The sequence below is a fragment of the Campylobacter concisus genome, from assembly GCF_050447445.1.
GTDB lineage: Bacteria > Campylobacterota > Campylobacteria > Campylobacterales > Campylobacteraceae > Campylobacter_A > Campylobacter_A concisus_BI.
Map to the genome: position 1 here is coordinate 1,570,370 of NZ_JALMFW010000001.1, position 23,725 is coordinate 1,594,094.

At 37.2% G+C, this 23,725-nt stretch carries 22 protein-coding genes; 3 read left to right on the plus strand and 19 right to left on the minus strand.

Going from position 1 to position 23,725, the window contains the following annotated elements:
• Positions 1-233: 233 nt before the first annotated feature.
• The 15 genes from MTT30_RS08195 to pyrE all read right to left on the minus strand — a co-directional run bounded on the left by MTT30_RS08195 (position 234) and on the right by pyrE (position 15,884).
• Complete coding sequence (locus tag MTT30_RS08195; RefSeq protein ID WP_103649230.1) at positions 234-743, minus strand: hypothetical protein; 510 nt, start codon at positions 741-743, stop codon at positions 234-236.
• A complete protein-coding gene (locus tag MTT30_RS08200; RefSeq protein WP_429801603.1) occupies positions 740-1,693 on the minus strand; it encodes a hypothetical protein in 954 nt (317 codons plus the stop codon). Before MTT30_RS08200 ends, MTT30_RS08195 begins: the two co-directional genes overlap by 4 nt.
• Positions 1,690-2,358 (minus strand): ABC transporter ATP-binding protein, encoded by a 669-nt coding sequence (locus tag MTT30_RS08205; RefSeq protein WP_429801604.1) that lies wholly within the window; start codon positions 2,356-2,358, stop codon positions 1,690-1,692. Before MTT30_RS08205 ends, MTT30_RS08200 begins: the two co-directional genes overlap by 4 nt.
• On the minus strand, positions 2,355-3,464 hold the full coding sequence (locus MTT30_RS08210) for an ABC transporter permease (RefSeq protein ID WP_429801605.1): 1,110 nt from the start codon (positions 3,462-3,464) through the stop codon (positions 2,355-2,357). The genes MTT30_RS08205 and MTT30_RS08210 overlap by 4 nt, the downstream gene beginning before the upstream one ends.
• Positions 3,454-3,639: a hypothetical protein gene (locus tag MTT30_RS08215; RefSeq protein WP_054197437.1), complete on the minus strand. Its 186-nt coding sequence runs from the start codon at positions 3,637-3,639 to the stop codon at positions 3,454-3,456. Before MTT30_RS08215 ends, MTT30_RS08210 begins: the two co-directional genes overlap by 11 nt.
• Position 3,640: 1 nt before the next feature.
• The gene (locus MTT30_RS08220) at positions 3,641-4,762 is read right to left on the minus strand and encodes a nitrous oxide reductase accessory protein NosL (RefSeq protein WP_429801606.1); all 1,122 of its coding nucleotides are present in this window, start codon (positions 4,760-4,762) and stop codon (positions 3,641-3,643) included.
• A gap of 74 nt (positions 4,763-4,836) precedes the next feature.
• Positions 4,837-5,661: an SEL1-like repeat protein gene (locus tag MTT30_RS08225; RefSeq protein ID WP_429801607.1), complete on the minus strand. Its 825-nt coding sequence runs from the start codon at positions 5,659-5,661 to the stop codon at positions 4,837-4,839.
• A gap of 8 nt (positions 5,662-5,669) precedes the next feature.
• Positions 5,670-8,285 (minus strand): cytochrome c biogenesis protein CcsA, encoded by a 2,616-nt coding sequence (ccsA, locus tag MTT30_RS08230; protein ID WP_429801608.1) that lies wholly within the window; start codon positions 8,283-8,285, stop codon positions 5,670-5,672.
• A 14-nt stretch (positions 8,286-8,299) separates the two neighbouring features.
• Positions 8,300-9,265 carry an NrfD/PsrC family molybdoenzyme membrane anchor subunit gene (gene nrfD, locus MTT30_RS08235; protein WP_429801609.1) on the minus strand — a complete coding sequence of 322 codons (966 nt, stop codon included), beginning with the start codon at positions 9,263-9,265 and terminating at the stop codon, positions 8,300-8,302.
• A 1-nt stretch (position 9,266) separates the two neighbouring features.
• Complete coding sequence (locus MTT30_RS08240) at positions 9,267-9,938, minus strand: 4Fe-4S dicluster domain-containing protein (RefSeq protein WP_072595319.1); 672 nt, start codon at positions 9,936-9,938, stop codon at positions 9,267-9,269.
• A 20-nt stretch (positions 9,939-9,958) separates the two neighbouring features.
• Complete coding sequence (locus tag MTT30_RS08245; protein ID WP_072595292.1) at positions 9,959-10,717, minus strand: FKBP-type peptidyl-prolyl cis-trans isomerase; 759 nt, start codon at positions 10,715-10,717, stop codon at positions 9,959-9,961.
• Positions 10,718-10,761: 44 nt separating this feature from the next.
• On the minus strand, positions 10,762-12,828 hold the full coding sequence (locus tag MTT30_RS08250) for a multiheme c-type cytochrome (protein ID WP_021090404.1): 2,067 nt from the start codon (positions 12,826-12,828) through the stop codon (positions 10,762-10,764).
• A gap of 96 nt (positions 12,829-12,924) precedes the next feature.
• Positions 12,925-14,352: a c-type heme family protein gene (locus tag MTT30_RS08255; protein ID WP_429801610.1), complete on the minus strand. Its 1,428-nt coding sequence runs from the start codon at positions 14,350-14,352 to the stop codon at positions 12,925-12,927.
• Positions 14,342-15,031, minus strand: a complete 690-nt coding sequence (locus MTT30_RS08260) for a response regulator transcription factor (RefSeq protein ID WP_429801611.1) — start codon at positions 15,029-15,031, stop codon at positions 14,342-14,344. Before MTT30_RS08260 ends, MTT30_RS08255 begins: the two co-directional genes overlap by 11 nt.
• Positions 15,032-15,275: 244 nt before the next feature.
• Positions 15,276-15,884, minus strand: coding sequence for an orotate phosphoribosyltransferase (gene pyrE / locus MTT30_RS08265; protein ID WP_429801612.1), 609 nt, complete (start codon positions 15,882-15,884; stop codon positions 15,276-15,278).
• Positions 15,885-16,003: 119 nt separating this feature from the next.
• Between pyrE and MTT30_RS08270 the strand changes: the two genes are divergently transcribed.
• The 3 genes from MTT30_RS08270 (at position 16,004) to thyX (ending at position 20,697) form a co-directional block, all read left to right on the plus strand.
• Positions 16,004-17,371 carry a Na+/H+ antiporter NhaC family protein gene (locus MTT30_RS08270; RefSeq protein WP_429801613.1) on the plus strand — a complete coding sequence of 456 codons (1,368 nt, stop codon included), beginning with the start codon at positions 16,004-16,006 and terminating at the stop codon, positions 17,369-17,371.
• A 121-nt stretch (positions 17,372-17,492) separates the two neighbouring features.
• A complete protein-coding gene (flgE, locus tag MTT30_RS08275; protein ID WP_429801614.1) occupies positions 17,493-19,949 on the plus strand; it encodes a flagellar hook protein FlgE in 2,457 nt (818 codons plus the stop codon).
• Between the two features lie 118 nt (positions 19,950-20,067).
• Positions 20,068-20,697 (plus strand): FAD-dependent thymidylate synthase, encoded by a 630-nt coding sequence (gene thyX, locus MTT30_RS08280; RefSeq protein WP_429801615.1) that lies wholly within the window; start codon positions 20,068-20,070, stop codon positions 20,695-20,697.
• A 49-nt stretch (positions 20,698-20,746) separates the two neighbouring features.
• On the opposite strand, the gene MTT30_RS08285 is transcribed toward thyX, so the two are convergent.
• The 4 genes from MTT30_RS08285 to ruvC form a co-directional block, all read right to left on the minus strand.
• Positions 20,747-21,853: a DNA adenine methylase gene (locus tag MTT30_RS08285; protein WP_429801616.1), complete on the minus strand. Its 1,107-nt coding sequence runs from the start codon at positions 21,851-21,853 to the stop codon at positions 20,747-20,749.
• 1 nt (position 21,854) lies between these two features.
• The gene (luxS, locus tag MTT30_RS08290; protein WP_072595298.1) at positions 21,855-22,370 is read right to left on the minus strand and encodes an S-ribosylhomocysteine lyase; all 516 of its coding nucleotides are present in this window, start codon (positions 22,368-22,370) and stop codon (positions 21,855-21,857) included.
• Positions 22,371-22,504: 134 nt separating this feature from the next.
• Positions 22,505-23,194: an MOSC domain-containing protein gene (locus MTT30_RS08295; RefSeq protein ID WP_429801617.1), complete on the minus strand. Its 690-nt coding sequence runs from the start codon at positions 23,192-23,194 to the stop codon at positions 22,505-22,507.
• Positions 23,195-23,210: 16 nt separating this feature from the next.
• On the minus strand, positions 23,211-23,690 hold the full coding sequence (gene ruvC / locus MTT30_RS08300) for a crossover junction endodeoxyribonuclease RuvC (protein WP_178140253.1): 480 nt from the start codon (positions 23,688-23,690) through the stop codon (positions 23,211-23,213).
• Positions 23,691-23,725: the final 35 nt, after the last annotated feature.

A 23,725-nucleotide genomic window follows, 5' to 3' on the forward strand; every position in this document is an offset into this window, starting at 1 on the left:
CAAAACCACAAAAGTCTATTTGGATGATAGATAAATTGTTTTGAAAATCTACCAAAAAAACAAATAGTGATCAATAGTAGCTGAACAATTAAAAATTTGTAACGGATGAGCTAATGATAATTGTTGTGATTTAGAAGATTAAAAAGGATGTTATACCTATAAAAGCTAAACGAAAAAACCTTTAATACTAAAATCGACCAAACGAGCTCTACTAAATTTAGAGCCCTACAAATTTATATCTTATTTTCTGAAAGTAGGATATTTATGTATGGATTTAGCAACGTTTCTCCACGTGCTGCGTAAAGCAAAACCTCTTTAAAATAGTTATCACATATGCCATACAAGTGAAACTCATATGCCCCTATGCCATATCCCATCGGTGTGATGTCAACCCTTGAGTACCAAGCGTCTTGTGCTAGGATATAGCGGTTTGTATCCTTTGTGTATACATATAGCTTTATCTTTTCTTTATCTTTTTCTGCCATATACCATATAAAAGAATTTGTAATATCGTTAAAGAAGTAGATATTGCCATTTGGCATGATAGCTTGGGCTGTATCGTTATTATCAGCGATGAGTGTCCTACTCTCATAACATATATATTTATTTGGTGTTAGCTCTTCGATCGGCTCTGATTTGCCGTTATTTAAAACCAAAATTTTATCATCACTTATATCGGCATTATAGGCAAGTACGGCTAAGACTAGAGCTAACAAACACAAAGAAAAAATTTGTTTTATCAAAATAAAAATCCTCTTAACAAATAATATTTTAGGACATAAAGCGCGCAGATCAGCACGCAAACACTTAGCCAGATAGATGAAAATTTAAGCTTGTGTGAGTAGTTTGTCTTTGTGATAATCTCAACAAGATATGGCATAAGGCCGTAAAATACACCGAGAAACAAACTGCCCCAGATGAGGTAGCCAATATAAAAATAGTCACCTTTTAGCATGCAGTATGGGCATTTGTGATTTGGCTGCTCATAAACATAAAGGCCAAAAAAGTAGGTAATGGCATAGTAGCTAAGCACCAAAAACAACAAATTTGCCACAAAGCTCGCCATACTTTGCTTTAAAAAATTTAGCACCAAAATGACAAAAAAGAGCACATAAAATGCACTCACTAAGCCAAAATTTGTATAGCCAAATGGTAGCTTTGGAGCTTGAAAAGTAACAGAACAGCAAAAGACCGGCACTTTTAGTGGGATATTGTAAAAAAACGAAATTTCTATACCAAGTTCGACTAATATCATGACAAAAAGGCAGATAAAAATGGCGTATTTTTTCTTTAAATAAGGGAAATTTAGAGCCTGCAAGTCAAGCTTATTTATAACCAACCAAATACCAAGTCCAAAGATCAGCAAAATTTTAGTGAGCATCAGGATGCCGCCAAATTTATTTGAGCCGATCACGCCAGCTGAACACATGGCACCAGGTACGATGTCAGAGAGTTCATTTAGGCAAAGTGCAAAGAATATAAACAATACGATCTTGATACAGACGCAAAAAAGCAAGATCGTATTTACAAGATAGTTTTGTTTTTCAAGCGAGTATTGAAGCGATGTTAGTGCGTTGTAGTCCCACGACCTCACGATCCTAACGACGTAAAAGAGCGAAATACTCATCAAAACTAACAGTACAAACTCCGCTAATAAAAAGGCAATAACGGCGTTTGATAAAAAGACACTCATACTATCTCTCCGTTTTGTAAAGAAACAACCCTATCTGTTGCACTTAGCTCATCAAAAATACTATCGTGAGTAGCGACAATAATACTCTTTTTTAGAGCTTTAAAAGACTCTAGCAAGCCTAAAAATGCACGTGCGTTTTGTCTGTCTAAATTTGCCGTTGGCTCATCAGCCAAGATGATGTTAGCATCCATAGATAAAGCCCTAGCTACCGCACATCTTTGACGCTCGCCACCACTTAAATTTGATACGTTCTCATCTTTTTTATGAGCGATATTTGCAAGCTCAAGAGCCTTTCTTATCATCTCATCTCGCACATTTGCCTTGAAATTTGTTAGAGCAAATGGAGCTAGTAAATTTTCATATACACTTAGTCCCTCGATGAGGTTAAAATTTTGAAAAACTAATCCAAGCCTTTTGTGTCTAAACTCGGAGCAAAAGGCATCAGGTAGCTTTGCAATGTTAGTGCCATCTATCAAAATTTCTCCACTAGTTGGCTTTTGAAGTAGGGCAATAAGAGAAAGTAGGGTGCTTTTACCGCTTCCACTAATGCCTTTTAGTATTACTAGCTCGCCGTCATTAATATCTAAATTTATATTTTTTAAAGCACAAAACTCATTTTGTTTGTTTTGGTTATAAACTAGGCTAACACCTCTTATATTTATCATTTTAGCCCCTCATTTATGTCACTACTTGCTACTCTCCATGAAGGTATGAGCACAAATGCTAAAAATGGTATCACGCCAAAAACAAAGATCAAAAAGAGCTTATCAAACTCTAAAATAGGCGTGAAATTTGTAAAATTTAAAAGCTCATCACCTAAAAATATCCCTTTTAAAAGTGGGGCGTTTAATACAAAAACAAAGAAATAAGCCAGCATAATACCGAGTAAAAAAGCACTAACACTAACGATGAAATTTTGTATAAATTTTAAAAATATAATGTCTTTTATACAAAAACCAATGCTCCTTAAAATAGCTATTTCGCGCTTCTTACTACCATAAGCGAGTGAAATTTGGTTTTTAAGCAAGACAAAGAATATAAGCATAACGCTAACGTAAATGCTCATAAAAATTCCACCTTTATAATAGTAAAGGTGCCTAACTTTAGCCACCTCATCTTCTATACTAAGAGCAAAAGAATTTGGATATAAATTCTCTATCTTTAAAGCTACTTCACTGATCTCATCTGTGTTTGGCACCTCAACGTAGAGCTTCGTAAACTCTTCATCTTTTAAATTTAAGATAGCCCTTAGCGTATTTGGATGCAAAAATATAGCGTTATTTGTGATTAAGCCACTTTGTGCCGGCATGGTCTTTAATATCTTTACTGGTATCATGCGCTCTTCAGTTAGAAAATTAAAGCTCTCATCGTAGTAAAGCTCATTCATAGCTGCCTTTACACCTTCTCCGACGATCATCTCATCTTCTTTTAAGCTATCATCTTCATATAGATGAAACCAAACACGCTTTTGAACGAAGTAGTACTCTCCATCAACTACACCCCTTACATCACTTACGCCATCAATCTTCGAGATGTCATAGATATAGCCAGGGTGCATGAGATCATTTTTGCCAGCACGAAATGCGCTCACTACGATACTGGATCTATCTTTTACTAAATTTATAAGATCATGTTGGATCGATCCAGAGATGAAAAGTACCGAGCTTAGCACAAAGATAATGAGTGCAAAGAGGCAAAAGCTAAAAAGGTGATCCTTTCTATCTTTAAAAAGCAGAACCACGGCGTAGTTTATAAAATTTTTACCTATCATAGACAAAGCCTTTTTGCCCCTTTTGATTAAAACTAAAAGCAGCATTTGCTCTTGTTATCTTAGAAATTTCTCTTAGCTCATCTTGCTTTGCTTTATGATCAAAGCTAAGATAGTGTGCCGCTAAAAGCGTATAAGAAAGTCCAAAAAATAACGCCAAAAAAACTAGAAATTTCACACTATTTACCGATAAAATTCTTTATCTCGTCAAATCTTATGACACCTTTGCCAGCATGATCTTTTAAAAAGCTCTCTGCCTTTGCTTCATCTTTAAATGGGATAAACTCATCACCCATTGGCCCATAAACGTTTGAGCCGTGAACATAAAACGCATCTTTTGCATCAAGCTTTTCTAGCGTGTAATAGTCACTCACATAAGCATCTTTCATTTTACCGTCCGCAAAATAAAATTGTGCCATATCTTTTACACCATCAAAATAATAATCCTTGCCATCTGCTTTGATGAGTGTCGCCCATGGAGAATTTTTGACAATCATGCCACATACCGCACATCTTGCACCTTTTGGCACGACTATTCTCTCAGATTTTTTTATTTCTTGTTTAGGTTTTGAAGCTTGGTTGCTAGTACTTAAATTTGCCGGAGCGTCCCATAGATAAAGAGCAGCGGCTTGCAAGTGCTTGTCGTACTCTGGAGCTTTGTTAGCCTCTTTTGCGTCGCATACTTTTTTGAGATGAGCTTTTAGCTCAGAGATAACCTTAAAGCTTTTTGGATCAGTTTTGTCGCAGTTTGCCTCGTAAAATTCCTTACCATGTGCGTAAACGCCATCTTCACGCTTAGCTTTGATCATCTTATTATCGCCTGCGAAGTCTTGTCCAGCTACCTCGTAAGCTTTGGCAAAGTTCATTATCTCGCCGCCATTTGCTGCTTGAAATTCTTTCGCATCAGCCTCAGTTGAGAAGGCATATTTGCTATTTCTAGTCATTGTGCCCTTGACACTACTACCAACGACATAAAAGGCTTTATTTACATCGATTAAATTTAGATTTTTAGTATCGACGACTTGTGCGTCGCTTGGGATCTTACCTTCTGTTAGCTCGTATAAGCAGTGAAGTGATGCTACTTGCTTGCCGTTATATACGTGATTGGTCTTATAAAATTTAACCAAATTCATTCCACAAACGGCGCAGTACTCCTTACCCTCGCCACTTCCTACTAGTGTAGCCTTGCTAGGATCCACGCTTTGAAACATCGGTTTCATTTTGACAGTTTGCTCATTTGCCAAGGCACCAAAAATCAAGGTAGCTAACAGTGCTGAACCCAAGATAGAACGTAAAATCATAATTATCTCCTTTAGTATTTTTTTATTTTTATATTTATAAGCTTTAAATGCCGCTAGGCTAACTTTATCAAGCATCAATGCTTTCCTAAAATTTCTAAATTCTCGCACGCTTCTTTTAAGCCATTTTTGCAGCTTCTAGTAAAAATTTCACGTGCTTTCTCTATATCTTCTTTTACGCCTTTGCCTTCAGCTAGCATGATAGCGTAATTATTGCAGCCCTTTTCATATCCATATATACAGGCTTGCTCATAAAGTTTTGTGGCTTTTGTGAGGTTTTGATCAACGCCTTGTGCATATACATATAAAAAGCCGAGATTATCACACCCTATGCCAGCTTCGTTTGCACAAGCCATTTCGTAGTTTGCTTTGGCTTTTGCATAGTCTTTCTCTACACCTTCACCTTGCGCATATAGATAGCCGAGATTGCTACATCCTATGCCATCACCTGCCTTGCAAGCCTTTTCGTAAAGCTCTTTTGCCTTTTTAAGATCCTTTGTCACGCCGGTGCCATTTGCATAAAGCAAGCCAAGCTCCGTGCAACCCTCATTATCCTTACAAGCTCTTTCATAAAATTTAACCGCTTTTTCTAGGTCTTTCTCCACACCTTTGCCTTTTTCATAGGCGTAGCCAAGATTACTGCAAGCCATAGAAAAATTTTGATCGCAAGCTTTCTCATAAAGCATCGCCGCCTTTGCTTCGTCCTTTTTGACATTACCATCACCTCTGCTGTAAAGCACAGCTAGATTGTAGCAGCCTGATGCCTTTTTCTCTTTATCGCAAGCATCTTCATAAATTTGTGCTAGCTTGTTGTGATCTTCTTTTGCGTTTAAAGCCTCTTTGATATAGCCAGCATTTAATAGCCCCAAACAAGCAAACAATAAAACTAAACTCTTTTTCATCATATCTCCTAAATCTCTTTTATATCCTTACCTCTATAAGCAAAGGCGATTAGCAAAGCCAAGAGCATTAAAAGCAAATAAAGCAAATTTGAAACGCTAAATCCATCGCCATTTGCGTATGAGTGAAGTCCGCTTAGATAGAAATTTACACCAAAATAGGTAAAAATAACTGAACCAAAAGAGAGCACGCTAGCTACTAAAAAGGTAAAAATATTTTTTAATCTTGGGATAAATCTTAAATGAAGTACAATGGCATAAATAATTATCGTAATGTACGACCAGCTCTCTTTGCTGTCCCAGCCCCAGTATCTGCCCCAGCTCTCATTCGCCCAGACGCCGCCAAGAAAATTTCCAATAGTTAGCAAACTAAGTCCTATGATGAGGCTTAGCTCATCAGTTGCAGCGAGGTATCTTATCTGCTCACTAAGCTTTTGCTCGTTTTTTTGATTTTTTATAGCCATTAAAAGAAGCCCAAGAAGCCCAAGCACAAAGCTAAAGCCTAAAAAGCCGTAGCTTGCTGTGATGACACTTACATGCACGCTAAGCCAAAATGACTTTAAAACTGGGACTAGATTTGTTATTTGTGGATTTATAAAATTTAGATGAGCTACAAGCAAGCTCACACTTGCAAAAAGTGAAGCAGCTCCAAGAGCAAAGTTTTGATGTTTAAAAAATAAAACTCCAGCTAGTACACTTGCAAGCGAAATATAGACTAAGCTCTCATAAGCATCACTCCAAGGTGCATGTCCTGAGATATAAGCACGAAGAGCTAAATTTAGCAAATGCACCGTAAAACCAAAATAAAATGCAAGGCTTAATGCGCTCTCAAATCTAAATTTCTTTCCAGAAAATAGCCTATAAAAGCCAAGAGCGAGCGAAACTAGCCCAAGGATCATGTAAAAATATATAAGAAATTTAAAAATTTCCATTTGGTTATAAAGCACTTCAAGCTCCACCTTTGCCTCGCTTAGCGCAAGGGAGCCTAGAGTGCTTCTTTGATAGCTTGAAATTTTCTCCAAGCTCCTATCAGCTTCTTTGCACTCACCACTTTTTACGCAAAGGCTTAAATTTTCTATATAAGCGCCCAAAATACTTTTAAACTCGTTTGAAATTTCACTTGAGCCAAAGGCTTCATTTACGCCTAGCCACGTGAGCTTATCACCATTTTTAGCTGGGATAAATTTAAGCATTTCTCCCTTTAGTGCAAGATACAAGACATTTAATCTCTCGTCAAATTTGATCACGTCATTATCAAATTTATCTCTTTTTGAGGCGGATTTTTCATTTGCAACTTCTACAAATTTAGCCAGCTTATACTCGCCATTTTCGTTAAAAACATCGTTAAAACTAGCAAATTTTTCATTAACTCCCAAAAGCTCGCCCACACGCTCACTTGTGATCTTTACTACTCTTTTATCCATCCACTCTTTTGGCGAGATGGCAAAAGAGAGCATTAGCTCCTCGCTACTAAGCCCAAATAGCGTAGTTTTGGTTGAAATTTTACTTATCACAGCTCTTGAGTAAGAGCCAGCTGGAGCGATTCTGCTATCAGCTTGAGTCAAAATTTTGGCAAATTTGCTTGCATGTGCCTCTAAATTTTTATTATTTTCATTAGCAAAATTTGGAGTAGCGTTTAAAAGTAAAATCGCCAAAAATGCGATTTGCGAACCTTTTATAAAATTTAGCAGTCTAAAAAATCGGCTCTTTTTACTAAATAAATTTGCCACAAAGCCAAGGCAAAGCAAGAAATATCCTATGTAAGTTGGGATTTTGCCAGGATCACGGCTGATCTCAAAAGCGCTTCCAAGCTCATCAGGATCGTATGAAGACTGAAAAATTTTATAGCCATCAATTGTCAGTGGATTATTTAGCGAGATGTCGTACTTGCCGCCAGCGATACTTACTTTACTTGTATAAGATGATGGACTATTTAGCCCTGCATATCGCTCTAAAATGAACTCGTCAAGTTTTAATGAAAATGGTAAATTTAAAGCCTTTGAGCTAAAGTAAAATTTCACCTCTTGCCCACCAAAACTTAGCACACTAGGCTCCAGCTCATATCCAGCTCCGCCTTTTAGTTTAATACTCTTTTTTTCGCCGTTAAAGCTTATCTCTAAACTAAGCGTAGCAGGAGCGTTTTTCTCATCTTTTTTATATCCAAGCAAGTTAATTATAAATTCTTTGCCATCTATAAATTTTTTAAACTCAAAGTCGTTTTTACCAAATAAGCTTAATTTTAATGGATAACTAAAATTTTCTCCAAGCATTTCGACTATAAGATAAGGCTTTACGCTTTGCATGGTGTTGCCGCTCTCGCCAACTCTTAGATGTAGCACGCCCTCTTCGCCAAAATACCTTGTAAACGCAGACCCGATGAAGATAACAATAAAAGCAAGATGTATCAAAAATGCGCCAAATTTTTTATACATCTTGGTTTTTACGATACTAATGGTTAAACAAATGGTGCAAGCAAACATAACACACTCGTACCAAAGCGCTTCATAAACAAGCACTCTGGCCGTTTGTGTGTCATAAAAATTTTCTAAAAAGGTCGCAAGTCCTGCACCAAAAGCAAGAATAAATAATAATATCAAAGACAAGCGGTAGATATTTAAAATTCTCATCGCTCGCCTCTGCCTTAGATGCTATAAGTTTGTCCCGCATAAAGTATAAACACCCTAAGCAGTAAAACACCAATAACAGCCGCTAATGAACTGATATAAAAGCTAAATTTTAGGCTAGCTACTTTTTTACCAAATGCAAAATTTAAAACAAAAGGCACAATAAAGCCAACTAGCACAACACCAAGCCAAAAGAAATTTGCCCAAACGCCACTATAAAAAGCAACAGCTGCATTTTGCTGATAACTTGAACCAAGCAAAAGCGATACAAAAAGCATTAAAATGAGTAAAATTTCAGCTCCCAAAACGCTAAATTCTACGCTATGAAGCGAATGAAGGTCGCTTGAATGTGGATCTTCCTTAAATAAAGCTGCTGCGACCAAGCTACTACCACTTATGCCAGCACTTAGTCCTGAAGCTATAAATAAAGCTGGAAGCACAGCTGTGTTTAAGAGTGGAAATCTAATCAAAACTGAGATCAAAAATCCAGTATAAGCACAAATTATTACAGCAAAAATAAGACAAATACGACTTAAAAATGGATAAAGCGGTATTAAAATTTTCATTATTAGTGCAAAAAGAGCGCTAAAGGATTTTAAACTTTTGGCTAAGAAATTTGAAATTTCATCATTAAATGCATAAAGGCACATCAAAAAGCTAAGCGGTATAAATACACAAAGTCCAGCAACACCGATAGACATAACTGATGTGAAATTATAATTAATCAAAATTTTCCAAAATAAAAGCGGCTTTTCAAGATCAGCTATCAAACAAACCATACCAAGCATGATGCTAACAAAGGCTAAAAGCGAAGCAGCCTTGAAAAATGGACTAAAGTTCTCTTGCTTTTTATAGTGTTTTAAAAGTATGGCAGCGATTAGCGCTCCACCACTCATACCAGCTAGCAAAAGATAAACAGCGATCGGCCAGCCCCACTCTACTCCATGCGAAAATGTTGCAGTAAAATTTAATGCACCATCCATCTTACACCCCCATTTTTACTTTAGGAATATATCTAAGGCTTGGTTTTGTGCCAAGCTCTGCTCTTAGCCTTATGCTATCTTTTACGGCTAGTAGCTTGCTGATGTGAGAATCTTCATCGTTAAGATCACCAAAGACGATCGCTTCATATCTACAAGCTTCTACGCAAGCTGGCTCTTTTTCGTCCTTTAAATTTGTATCTACGCAAAAGTTACAGCTTTGAGCTGAGTGCGTAACCTTATCGATATATCTCACATCATATGGACAGGCTACGATGCAGTATTTACAGGCGATACAATCATCTATGTTTGTAGTTTGTATACCAGTTTTTTCGTCTTTATGACAAGCCTTGGTCGGACAAACAGCTACACAAGGCGCATCGACGCACTGCTGACAAGATACTCTTACAAATCTTTTATCGAGTAAATTTTTAGGATTAGTCTTATCTTCTATAAAAAGTCTCATCTGCCCTTTTGGGACTAAATTTACCTTTCTGCAAGCTATCTCGCAGTCTGTACAGCCAACACATTTATTTTGGTCAAATATCATACCAAAATGTGGTTTTTTTACACTTTCTTCACTCTTAAAAGCAAAACCACTACTTGCCGCACCAGCACCAGCAGCCACAACTACCATGCTTTTTAAAAAGGCTCTTCTATTTTTTTGATTTTGCATTTTTAACTCCATTTTATATCTTAATGAGGCTTTTTGATGCCCTCATTTAGTTCTTTTTCGTGAATTTTCTTTGCAGCCTCGGCTAACTCACCTGGCTTTAAGACCTTAACAAGCTCTATCTCAAAAACGATAGTCTCGCCTCCAGGTATGCCCTCCATGCCGCTATCGCCGTACGCAAGTTCTGGCGGGATAACAAATTTAAACTTATCGCCCTCTTTCATGAGCATTAAGCCCTCTTCAAGACCTGGGATCAAATTTAGCATAGAAAGATGAGCTGGAGCCTCTTTTGTCTCATCAAAGACCTTGCCATCGATAAAGCTAGCTTTGTAGTTTGCTATGATGATACTCTCTTGTTTTGGAGTCGCTCCCTTTTTGCTTGATTTTAAAATTTCATATTGCAATTTTGATTTTGTCGTTTTTACATTTTTATTTTTTGCATTTTTATCCATAAAAGCCTTACCTTGCTTTAAATTCTCTTTAAGTATGGCGGCTTCTTTTTCTTTTACTATCTTGTCTAAATTTTCAGCTCTTTTATTTAGTAGCTTTGCTATCTCATCATCGCTTAGTTTTAGCTCTCCTTTTAGTGCATCACTAAAACCTTTGATAACGGCCTCAGCATCGTAGCTAATGCCTATTTGTTTTTGTTCAAGCAACCCTTTTAAAACATATCCACCACTTGTTGCTCCCATTGCATAAGACTCATTTGAATCTACATTTGCAAGCAAGCCAGAAGCACTTAAGCTAAGAAGTAGCGTAAATTTTAAAACCTTATTTTTCATATCAAACCCTTAAGATTAAAGGGGCTAAAACTAGCCCCTAAATGCTATAAATTTTTATTCAAAATTCTTTGAGCTTCTTTTATATACTCTTTTGATGCATCGAGTTTTTGTTTAGTAAATTTAAATCCGTGCATACCCCACGAACCATCTTTTTCAACCATATCGATGATCTCTTGAGCATTTTGGATAAGCTCATAAACTCTTACTTTATCACTTGCATCAAGTTTTTTAGTCTCAAGTAGTGAGTAAAGTCCTTCGATACCAATCTTAACTTCAGAGAATTCATTCTTAACTGGAGTTTGCCATCCCATGACTTCATCATAAACTTGTTTTTGGTTTTTGAAGTGAAGTGTTGGTTTTAGCTCAGATAGTACTGGGCTATGGCAGCCTTTGGTATCTTTCATATCTTTATCAGCCCAAGATGTTCTAGCGCAAGCCCACATCAAGTCAACGTAGTTATGGCCATTTTTATCTCTCTCAAAGTGCCAATCTTTAGCATCTCTTGGACCTTTAGCAGCATCGCCTGGTACTAGAGATTTCTCTTTTGGATCAACCATAATCTTCCAGATGTGAGATCTTCTTTGAGTATCAAAACCAGCGTTGTCTTGGAACTGAACAGCGTAGAAATTCTCACAACTCATCATAAATGGCATGTGGCAAGATGCACAAGTATTGTCTTTGTGAGTATCTGCTTTAGATGCGATATATGCTTGAGTCTCGTGGCAATCTTTACACTCTTTTCTAATTTTTGGTTTAGTATAGAATGAGCTTAGATAGCCTTGCTCTGAGTTATAGTTCATACCTGTTACACTCTTATCACCTACAACTGGACCTGTATTGTCGTGTGGATCGTGGCAAGTAACACATCTCATACCTTTGTCATAGTGAGCTGTAAAGTATGATTGTGAACCTTCAGAACCACATCCTGGCCCCATTGATTTAAATTTAGAGCTAAGTGATAGATCAAGCTTACCGTTATTAAGCGGATTAGCACGAGCTAGATCTGGGCTAAAGTTAAACCTTTGGTGGCAGCGTTCGCAGTTTGATGTTCTAAAATTTGTAGCTCCATCAAGGTGACCGCCAGCTCCGTGGCACTCCTCACAGCTTACGCCTTTTGAGATAGTGTGTTTTTGAAGCTCTTTAGCGTTACCAAGTGCTGCGTAAAATTCTGCTTTTGATTTGAAATCAAATTTAACTGGGTGACAAACTTCACAATATGATGAGTTTGCTTGGAAAAACATTGATTTTTTATGTTTTGCGGCGTATGAGGCAAGACCTCTGACATATCCGCCATTGTCGCCGTACTCTTCAAGAGTGCCAGGAAATTCTGGGACAAGCTCTTTGATTTTCTTAACAGTTGCGTCGTCTAAATTTAACGCCCATGTTCTTTGCCATTGGTTACCACCAGCTACGATCTGACCTGTACCATCTCTTAGCAAACCGCCCTCAACGTAGTAAGTACCACGAAGTAGCCACGCATCAACGTAGCCCATTTTGGTTCTTAAGTGACCAACGGTTGCGTAGATAACATCTGGAGTAATACCTTTTGGAAGGATAGAAGCAGTATCTTTGTCAAATACTGGCTCAGTTAGGTTGTTATTAACCTCTGGGTGCTCACCAGGGAAACGCATAGTAGTTGCGTGGCGAGATCTGCTCCACACTTCATACTGAGCTGGGTGACACTCACCGCACTTTTCTGGTCCTACAAATTTGTTAGGAAATTGAAGTGATGAAGTGGCTGGAATTCTATACATCATAGAGCTATAACCCTTACCGCCATCTCTTTTACTAAGCTTTGACATATCAAAGCCATGTCCCTCGGCAAGCCACTCTAAGCCACGGTCGTGAACGACCATTTTACCGACGGTTTTACCACCATATTTTGTAAAAATAGGGTGGTTTTTAAATAACCAGTTATACATCTCTTGCTCTTCTACAACGTAGTCTTGCAAGGAGATAACACCTCTACTTTGCAGTGTGCCTTTAGGATTTGCGATAACATCACGTGCTTTATCGGACATCTGCATATTATGCTCTTCGCAACAGGCTTGTGAAGCGAAGATGCTAACACCCATGAGCAAACCAGCTAAGGCTTTTTGTAGATTTCTCATGTGCCCTCCTTTAAATTTTTTATCCTAAAATCAAAATGATTTCATACTGATAATACTAACACCAAAAAAGGGTAGAAAAGGGGGAATTTTAATAAATTATAAATTTTCGAAACTAATTGTAAATGTAATACTATTTTCATCTACGTTTCTAGCAAAGATTAGGGCGTTATTTTTGCTAGCGATTAGCCGACTCATATATAGGCCAAGCCCGCTGCCAGACTCTTTTGTGCTAAAGTGTGGCTCAAAGATAACCTTTAAAAACGAAGCCTTTATCACTCCTGCATTATTTTGCACGCATAAATTTTTACGATTATCTTTTATAAAAGTATAAATTTTTATTACTCTTGGCTTTACATAACTTTGTTTAAATGCATCTTTTGCGTTATTTATAATATTTATTAAAATTTGGATTATTTCATTAAAATTCGCAAAAATCGTAAAATTTTCTCTTATATCGATCTCTATTTCGATTTGATATTTCTTAAGTGAGGCGTTTAGAATTTTTATAGTCTGATTTACCACTTCCTCTACGCTAAACTCCCTTTTTAAAGTATTTGGTTTAAAAAAGTTTTTAAAATCATCAACCGTTTCAGACATAAAATTTATCTGCTTGCTAGTCTCTTCTATAAACTCATAAATTTTTGCTTCATCAAGCTTTTTTCGCTCCTGATAGAGTTCTAAATTTATTAAAGCTGAGCTGATTTGAGCTAAAGGCTGCTTCCACTGATGTGAGATATTGCCTATCATCTCGCCCATTGAGGCTAGGCGGCTTTGATGTATCATTAGCTGCTCGGTCTGCCTTTTACTCTCTTCGCCACGCCTATGCATCTTATAAACAAGTAGCAAAAATATCCCAAATATAAAGGCTATCGCGCTCATTATGATGACAACCTCTTTTAAATGGTAAGAAAAAATGGCACGTAGTGGGATTTTAAAAGATAGCATTGCCATCATCTCACTTGCCTCAGAAATTTTTCCATTTGGAATTTCATAACGATCCAACATCTGTTTTGGAGCACTTTCGCTATTGTGACAGGCTAGACAAGATGTATTTTGACTTTTTATAGGAAGCCCTACAAAAAATTGTGAGCCATTTTCATCTTTTATAATCTTTGAAAATTCACTAAATTTATTCTCTTTAAAGCCTCTTAATACCTGCGCTTCAAATTCATTTGGTTCATGAGCTTTATTTAAAGGTGCCATGGCGACTAGTTTATAGTCAAAGTCAAGATTGTATTTTTTCTTTTGGATATTATAAATTTCACGGCTTATATATGAAGATGAGAGTAATCTCTCGTCAAAAAAATCCTCTTTTATAATACCATCATGCTTTAGCTGCTCTATTAGCGGACGCTGAACGCCTGCGATGTACTCTCTTACAGAATTTATACTCTCAAGCACATAATACGCCTCTTTTTTGGCATCTTTCATTGCAAGATTATTATAAAAATTTAAAACAAGTGCGGATATTAAGAGATATACAAAGATAAAAACACTAACGATTAGCTGAAATTTATATTTCACAAAGATAACCTACACCGTATAAATTTTTAATCACATCTTTGCCAAGCTTCCTTCTAAGCTCTTTTACGATCGTCTTTATCGCCTCTTTGCTTGGCTGCTCATACTCCCAAATATAATCAAAAATTTGTTCATAAGTTATAGTTTGATTTTTGTTGTTTAAAAAATACTCCAAAAGCCTACTTTCACTCTTACTTAGATGAGAAATTTCACCATTTATATAAAGTACTTTTTTACCAAAATCGTATTCTAATTCATCATTTAGCCTAATAGTCGGCTTGCGTCCAACAAGCTCTAAAGCAACGTCTTCTAGGGCTTTTATAAATGACTTTTTATCATATGGCTTTGCAAGATACCTTGTGATCTTTAACTCAACTGCTCTCCACAAATACTCTTGCTCGACATGGCTTGATAAGATCACGATAGGAATTTTTTGATTTATAGTTCTTACTTTTTTAGCGATCTCTAGGCCATCGATATTTGGCACGCTTATATCAAGCACCAAAACATCATAAGCATCGCTCATCGCTAGCTCAAGTGCATCATAGCCATCTGTTACGCCATTTACTTCGGCAAAAAATAGTTCCAAAGAAGCACAAATATTTTTTAAAATCGCCTCTTCATCTTCAAGGCAAAGGACCTTTTTGTTTGATAAAATGTCTAAAATATCATATTCTTGCATAGCTTCATCTCGCTTTTTGAGCAGATATTATCACTTGGTAGCTTAAAAAATAAGATTATCTAAAAAATAATTCATACCAATATAAAAGACAGATTACTTTTAAAAATTAAACTATAAATTTTTGTTGAAATGATTTGAAGTCTTGATTAAAATTTTTCTATAAGTACTATTTTTGGATTTTTCTAAAAATTTTAGCTATCGATCAATTTAAAAAAGAAAGATAGCTATATTTATAGTATAAATTTTAGTTGCCTCTGCTTCCAGGTTTGATCGCTTTGCTTCCATTTTTACAAAGTGGGCAATGCTCAGGCTCATAAATTTCAAACTCAAAATTTCCTAAAGCAAAAAACGGCTTATCGCTTGGCAGTTTTGCATTTGGCTTAGCCTCATTGTCTAAATTTGTAACCTTACAAAAGCCGCGATTTGCAAGCGCTGCAAAGCCAACTACCTCGCCGCCAAGGCTCTCTATTACGTGCGCTGCTTCAAGTGCTGAGCCGCCAGTCGTGATGATATCTTCACAAATAATAAATTTCTCACCCTTTTTCACCTCAAAACCACGTCTAAGACTCATTATCTTTTCAACTCGCTCTGTAAAGATAAAACGCTTCTTTGCCGCACGTGCGAGCTCATAACCAGCCAAAATTCCACCAAGTGCTGGCGAGCAAACACTATCAAATTTAATGCCAAATTTCTCTATCACAGCAGTGAGCTCATCAGCTAGCTTGCCTGCCAAAGCTGGGTCTTCAAGCACCTTTGCGCTTTGAAGATAAAACTGTGAGTGATTACCACTGCTTAGCAAAAAATGTCCCTCCAAATACGCTCCAGCCTCTTTATAAATTTTCTCTAAATCCATCGTTTTTTCCTTTTAAAATTTACTCAAAATCTTAACACAAGCCCACTTAAGCCACTCTTTTTAAAATTTAATAAGCCACACATTTGTATAATCTCTCAACACTCACAAAAAGGACGCTCATGCTTATATTTAACCCTGTTGTTTTTAGCATTTTGGTAATGACAATACTTTGTCTATTGCGTTTTAACATTTTGCTTTCTATCCTTATCTCTGCTCTTGTTGCGGGAGTAATGTATAAGCATGGATTTAGTGGATTTGAAAGTGGCATTGCAGGTGGGATCGATAGCCTCTTTACAGCCCTAAAAGAGACTACACAAAGCCTCATAAGCGGTATGCAAGGAAATCTTGAGACATCGCTTAGTTATATTTTACTTGGTGCTTTAGCAGCTGCCATCGCAAATACAAATTTAACTGCTATCTTGATAAATGCTTTGAGTAAATTCCTTAGCTCGAATAAAGTGATTTTTATACTAACTATTGCATTTATAGCGTGCTTATCTCAAAATTTAATCCCAGTTCACATAGCTTTTATACCTATTTTAATCCCGCCGCTTCTTGCTATTATGAACAAAATGGGAATAGATAGACGTGCTGTTGCTTGTGCTTTGACATTTGGTCTTCAAGCACCTTATGTAAGCCTTAGCGTTGGATTTGGTCTGCTTTTTCATAATATCCTAAAAAAAGAGCTAGCAAATAACGGCATAACCACATCTATTTCTGATATCTCTTCTGTTATGTGGATAGGTGGCGCTTCGATGCTTATTGGACTTATCCTTGCCATACTTTTTTATGGTAAAAAAAGAGTTTATAAAACTTCAAAATTTGAAAAAGAAGAGCTTGATGAGATCGAGCGCGCAAAAAGCCTTGAGATGACTAAAAAAGAGTGGGCGGTTTTAGCTGGTGCAGTTGTGGCTTTTGGTGTGCAAATTTATACTGAGCTGCTACCTCTTGGCGCATTACTTGGACTTTTGGTTATGGTCGTTTTTGGCGGTATCGAGTATAAAAAAGTAGATAAGATCATGGATAACGGCCTTGCTATGATGGGATTTATCGCTTTTATCATGCTAGTTGCGGCAGGTTATGGCACTATCTTAAGAGAGAGTGGCGGCATAGATGAGCTTGTAAAATACGCTAGCTTGGTATCTGGCGGCAAGATAGGCGGTGCATTTTTGATGCTGCTTATCGGTCTTTTGGTCACAATGGGTATAGGCACTAGCTTTGGTACGATACCGATCTTAGCTTCTATCTATGTGCCACTTTGTCTTAATCTTGGTTTTGGCGTGCCAGCCATCATTTTGTTAGTTGGCATAGCTGCAGCTCTAGGAGATGCTGGAAGCCCAGCAAGCGATAGCACACTTGGGCCGACAAGCGGTCTAAATGCTGATAATGAGCACAATCACATATATGATACTTGTGTGCCTACATTTATATTTTTCAATATCCCACTTATCATCGGTGGCATCGTAGGTGCAATGATACTTGGATAAATTTTGGCGTAATTAACGCCAAATTTCTTTTTATTTCTTCTGCTTTTTATCAATATAAATTTTGGAACATCTTTTGCTTTTTAAAAAATATAAAAATTTAAAACGCAAAAAGGATAAGTCAATGATGAGATCACTTTGGTCTGGTGTTTCAGGCCTACAAGCCCACCAGATAGCCATGGACGTAGAAGGCAATAATATCGCAAACGTCAATACTTATGGTTATAAATACAACCGTGCAAATTTTGCTGATATACTAAGCCAAACTCCAAGAGTTGCTACTGCTCCACAAGGTCAGCTAGGCGGTCAAAATGCTATGCAAATAGGTCTAGGAACGACTATAAACTCAACTACAAGAATTTTCTCACAAGGCACACTAACATCTACTGATAAGCAAACAGACCTTGCACTTCAAGGAAATGGTTTCTTCGTCGTATCTCCAGATGGCGGAACAACAAGATACTATACAAGAAATGGTGACTTTGTCCGTGATAAAGCTGGAAATTTTGTAAACAATAGTGGCTATATCGTTCAAGGCTGGACAAGAGATGAAGAGACTGGCACTATCGACTCAACAGGACCGATAAAAAATATTGTGATCAAAGAGGGTCTTACTACTCCAGCAAGAGCAACAACAGAAGTAAAGATAAAAGGCAACCTTGACTCAGGCAATACCATAGGACAAAGAAGCACTCCTATTTATTCACTAGACTCTGTCGCTAATGGCATAGACTATGACAATGACGGCGAAGTAAGTGCAAATGAAGCTCACAACGAAAATGATGTAAATAACGATAAATTTTTTACAAACTCAAGAAACGAGCAAATTTTAACAGAGCGTGGCGTTGATCTTGGTGTTACATTTGACGAGCTTGGAAATGGCCTTGCCCTAAGAGATAAACAAGGTATCTGGGTAAGCTACGCAAATGCGAAAACGCATAAATTTACTATTGGTAGCGGTAATCCAAATATTGGTTCACTTGGTGGAGCTCGAACTTTAAATATAACCTTAAATGGCGAAACAATAGGTCCAAAAACTGTATATAGCATCAGTGATGTTGCAGCTGCTATCAATGCCCAATATAACAAAACTGGCGTTAGTGCTGAAATTTCAGAGGGAAATAAGCTAACACTCATAAATAGAAACAACTCTGGCACTACAAAAGAGACAAAAAACATACACCTAACAGTAAATCCTGGCGACGACCTAGCAGCAGCTCCAGGTGGTGGTTTAACAAATACAACCATTATCACAGCTTACCAATATGTCTATACAAGCTCTCAAACAACAGCTATTCACCAAAACGATGATGCAAAGCCAAGACAAGTAACTACAACAGAAGATCTTCGCCGTGCTATGCAAAAAGATGCTAGAGAATATGTTGATTATAATGGTGATGGCAATGGAACAATACCAGCCGATACTGGTGCTGTAGCCGAGATAAAAAGGGTAAAAGCACTTGGATTACCTACAAGTGCTGCTGTTTCTGGTGTGATCAACCCACCTTATAAAGCCAAATATGACGCAGCTGTAGCAGCTCTAGTAACTCAAAACCCTACTGCAAGTGAAGACGATAAAATAAAAGCTGGCCTTAAAGCAGCAGCTGGCAACTTAAATGATGGCGTTAAGATAACAGTAAATAAATCTGGTCAATTTCAACTAGAAAATCCAGCAGATGACGTGGCCGATCAAGCCCTTTATATGACAGTTACCGGACTAACAGAGCCAGCAAAAGATGCTAGTACTGCTGCTGTAAATGAAAATGTTAGACTTACAACTATGATGAAAGCACTTGATGGCGCACTAAGCCCAGGTCAAGCTCTAAGAAATAGCGGTAAGATGATGATGTCAAGCCATGGCTCAACGGCTGAAATTTTTGACTCACTTGGCTCAAAACACACAGTTAGTATCAAATGGGCAAAAGTAGGCACTACAAAAGATGGCGGAACTGAGTGGAATATGGTGATCCAAGTGCCAGAGCCTGCTAAGATAAACTATTCAGGAGAAGGCCCAGATAACGTTGTGACTGGAACAGCTAGATTTAACGCAAATGGCTCTCTTGCAAGTTTTCACCCATCAACGATAACATTTTCAGCTAACAATGGCTCACAAGGTGGACAAAGTGTCAATCTAAATTTTGGTTTGGGAACTGATTTTAACGGACTAACAAGCTTTGATAAAGACTCATCAACTGACTCAATCTCACAGGATGGCTACACAGGCGGCACTCTAAATGGCATAAAAATAGATGAGACTGGAACGATAATAGGCTCATTTTCAAATGGTCAAAGCTTTGGCTTAGCTAAAGTAGCACTTGCTACCTTTACAAACAACGAAGGTCTTCAAAGCGAGGGCGGAAATGTCTTTTCACAAACTGCAAACTCAGGCGAAGCAGTTATCGGTGCAGCTGGCACAGGCGATAAGGGAACGATCGCGGCTTCAAAACTTGAAGCTAGTAACGTCGATCTAAGCCGTGCGCTAACAGATCTTATCGTAATCCAAAGAGGTTTCCAAGCAAACTCAAAAACTATCACAACAAGCGATGAGATGCTAAATACACTTCTTCAATTAAAACAATAATAACTAAGACTTTTACAAAAGGGAGCGTTTGCCTCCCTTTGAAATTTATGCTTTAAATTTACGAATAAAATCAGCCTTATTTTTGTAAAATGTTAAAAAATTTTACAAAAGAGAAAAAATGCAAGTAACACTACTAAATCACACTCCACTAAATATCTGCTCTCACGCTATCCGAACATGCTGGCAAAGCTTTGATAAAGGCGACAACGGTGGCGAAAAAGATGTTGAGCTAATAGATAGAGTAGGCAATAAATTTAAACACGCCTCTACCTTAGAGCACCTATACTATAACTTCTACATCCAAGGTATCTCTCGTGCGCTACTTCAAGAGCTAGCTCGTCACCGCTTGGCAAGTCTAAGCGTCAAATCAACCCGCTACACACTAAAAGAGCTAAAAAAAGAGGAGAAATTTGAAGTAGGACAGTTTGAGCGTGCGGCTAAATTTATCGTACTAACAAATGACGAGCTAGTGGATAACGCGAGCATAAAAGCGCTTGAAAATTTACGTGAAATTTTAGCCTCAACTACAAAAAGCCTAGATATCGTAAAATACTGCTTGCCAGAGTGCTATAAGACAGAGCTTACATGGAGTATAAACGCTAGAAGCTTGCAAAATTTTATCTCACTTCGTAGCTCAAAATCAGCCCTTTGGGAGATAAGAAATTTAGCAAATGCTATCTACGATGCCTTACCTGATGAGCATAAATTTATATTTGAGAAGTGTTTGCCAGAATATGAGTCAAACTAACATTTGAGTTAGTGCGATTTATGGTTTAGAAGTGATGAAATAGGTAAATTTACTTTTTCAAAACGTAAAGAAGTTCGTCTACGTGGATGTTTCTAGCTTTTAAATTTCTACTACCGCGGTAGGCATTATACTTTTGGCGAAGCAGATGAACTTTGCCAATTTTATTTAGGTTTTGATCAAATTCATCTTGATTGATAAAGCCCTCTGAGTTAAACGAGATAAGCACAAATTTTGCCTTTAAATTTGCTATCAACTCGAAAAATGCCTCGCTTGCTGATGATTTTTTATTAAAAACTGATCTGTTCCAGTCCTTTGCGATACCTGAAACTTTTGAAATTTTACTTGGCTCTTCATAGCTTGCGATGAGATTTAGCATGAAGTAGTTTGAGCCGTATGGGTGCTGGTTATAAGGTGGATCAAGATAGACTAGATCAAGCCCATCAAGCTCTTTTGCGAGCAAATTTGCGTCCTTTTGATAGACCTCAAAAGGCACGCTAAAATTTGAAAAAATTGGCTTAGTCAAATTTATATCAGAAGTGATCCTTGAGATGGCATTTTGCCCCCTGCCACCAAACTGACCGATGCCCTCTTTATTTTTATGAAAACCTTTAAAAATTCCACTCGTATTTGCATGCACACTTGCATTATAAAGTAGTGGAGCTATGAAAAATTTTCTCATCTCCTCTGGCATTAGCTCATCTATAAGCCTTCTAGCAGTGTCAATGAACATAGCATTTTTTCTTGTGTAAAAGACCCGCTCGCCCTCGGTAATATTTTTATCATCTTGTGGGGCGTAAAGTTTTGTTATAAAGCCTTCAGAAAGATTATCTTCTATCTCTTTTTCAAGCTTTTTTTGCCAGAAATTTATCTCATTTTTTAGTTCATTTGTGGCGTTTTGCAGGTAGCATGAGTTTGTGATGAAGCTATAAAGCTCCAAGTCGTTTGCAACTAAAAATTCGCTATTTTGCTTTAAAAACCTAGCCACTACGCCACTTCCACTAAAGAGGTCGCAGCAGCTAAGCTTCTCTTTTTTAAGCTCGTCTTTTGCGTATTTTACGCCTCGCTCGATAAAGCCTAAAAGAGAGCGTTTATTACCAAGATAGGTTAAAATTTGCTCTTTTAAATAGGCTTGATTTTCTTGTTTTGCTGGCTTCAAATCAGTGCTTTTTTAGTCCCATAGCATCAACGTCAAGCTTGATCTCATCGTTATTTATGATGACTAAGCCAAGATCAAGAATTTTCTTTGCTATGGCGTGTGCTTCATCAAGTGAGTGCATCTTGTAAGTACCGCATTGAAATTTATTTAGCTCTGGAATTTTATCTTGATCTTTAACTTCTAAGATATCTTTCATAGAGGCTAACCATGCCTTTTTTACGGCTTCTTCGCTAGGCGTACCGATCACGCTCATATAAAAGCCAGTTCTACAGCCCATCGGTGAGATGTCAATGATCTCTACTCCATTGCCGTTTAGATGGTTTCTCATAAAGCCAGCAAACAAATGCTCTAATGTATGAGTACCTTTTTCTGGCAAAATTTCTTCATTTGGCTTGCAAAATCTCAAGTCAAAAACACTTATATCATCACCCTTTGGCGTTTTCATACTTTTTGCTAGTCTTACTCCTGGGGCTTGCATTTTTACGTGATCTACACAAAAACTATCAAGTAATGGCATATCTTCTCCTTTAAATTTTTGGTAATTCTAGCGTAAAAAATGTTTAAAATTTAAAGGCTCATGCAAAATTTTACATAAGCCTTGTAATATTTGAATATTTGTGGGTATTAAAATAATAAAAATTTTACTTACTATTATAAATTTCTCATATATTCTGTACTATAAATACCTTGAATACGTCTTTCCATATCACTATACCAACTTTTTGGAAGAGTGGTAAGAGAGTTAAATTTCTCTAGTAAATTTAAATTTTTACTTGGAGCGCAAAAAAGTCTATTTACTTCTAAAATGCTCATATGAACTGGATCTTTTTCTATAACTTCTATCACGTCGCCCACTTTGCACGATCCTGGAGTGATGACGCGGTAGTACCAGCCAGTTAAGCCAGTTTCAAAGATGTGAGTAGCCATATTTTCATTGCCCCATCTTTTTGAGAGTTTAAAGCAAGGCTTTCTTGGCTGCGATACTTGAAGGACTAGTGAGCCGATTTTATGTATATCACCTACACAGATACTACTCTCATCAAAACCGTCAATGCATAAATTCTCACCCATAGCTCCATAAGCTAAATTTTTAAATCCCAAAAATTTCTCCCACTGGGCATAGTTTGAAAACGAATTTGCAAATATAGCTTTTTCAGGGCCTCCATGGTGTTTTGTATCAGCGACGCTATCGCCCACAAAGCCAAGCTCATTTGCAAAAATTTCACCATTTTGAGCTACTTTAAATATAGCTGAGCTCCAAGGTAAATTTAGCTTATCAGTCGCACTTTGCGAGCCATAGTTTTTCACCTCGCCAATTAATAATGCTTTTACTATTGCCATCTTTTTCCTATCAAATTTAGCTTATTCTTAAATTATTTGCGTGAGTTAGTGCAATCGCGATCGCATCGGTGATATCAAGCGGTTTTATCTCTTTATTTATACCTAAAATTTTCTTCACCATAAACGCTACTTGCTCTTTATCAGCTTTAGCCTTGCCAGTGACCGTCTTTTTCACCTGAAGCGGCGTGTATTCGGCAAAATCACCATGAAGCTGTAAAATTTTAAGGCTAAGTGCCCCTCGAAACTGAGCGAGCTTTAAAACCGTTTTTGGATTGTAAGCAAAAAATATATCTTCGATGGCGACCTCATCAAATTTATGATTTTTAAAGATGAGATCAAGCCCCTCGCAAAGCTCGGTAATTTGATATTGAAGTGTGTTTGGTTTTATTTTTATGAGTCCTGCTTCAAGAAGAGTAGTTTTAAATTTATTTTTTTCAAGTATCGCGTAACCGCAATTCTTCGTACCTGGATCGATTCCTAAAATTTTCATCACTATCTTTTCAATACTTTTTCACGACTTTTTCACGATGT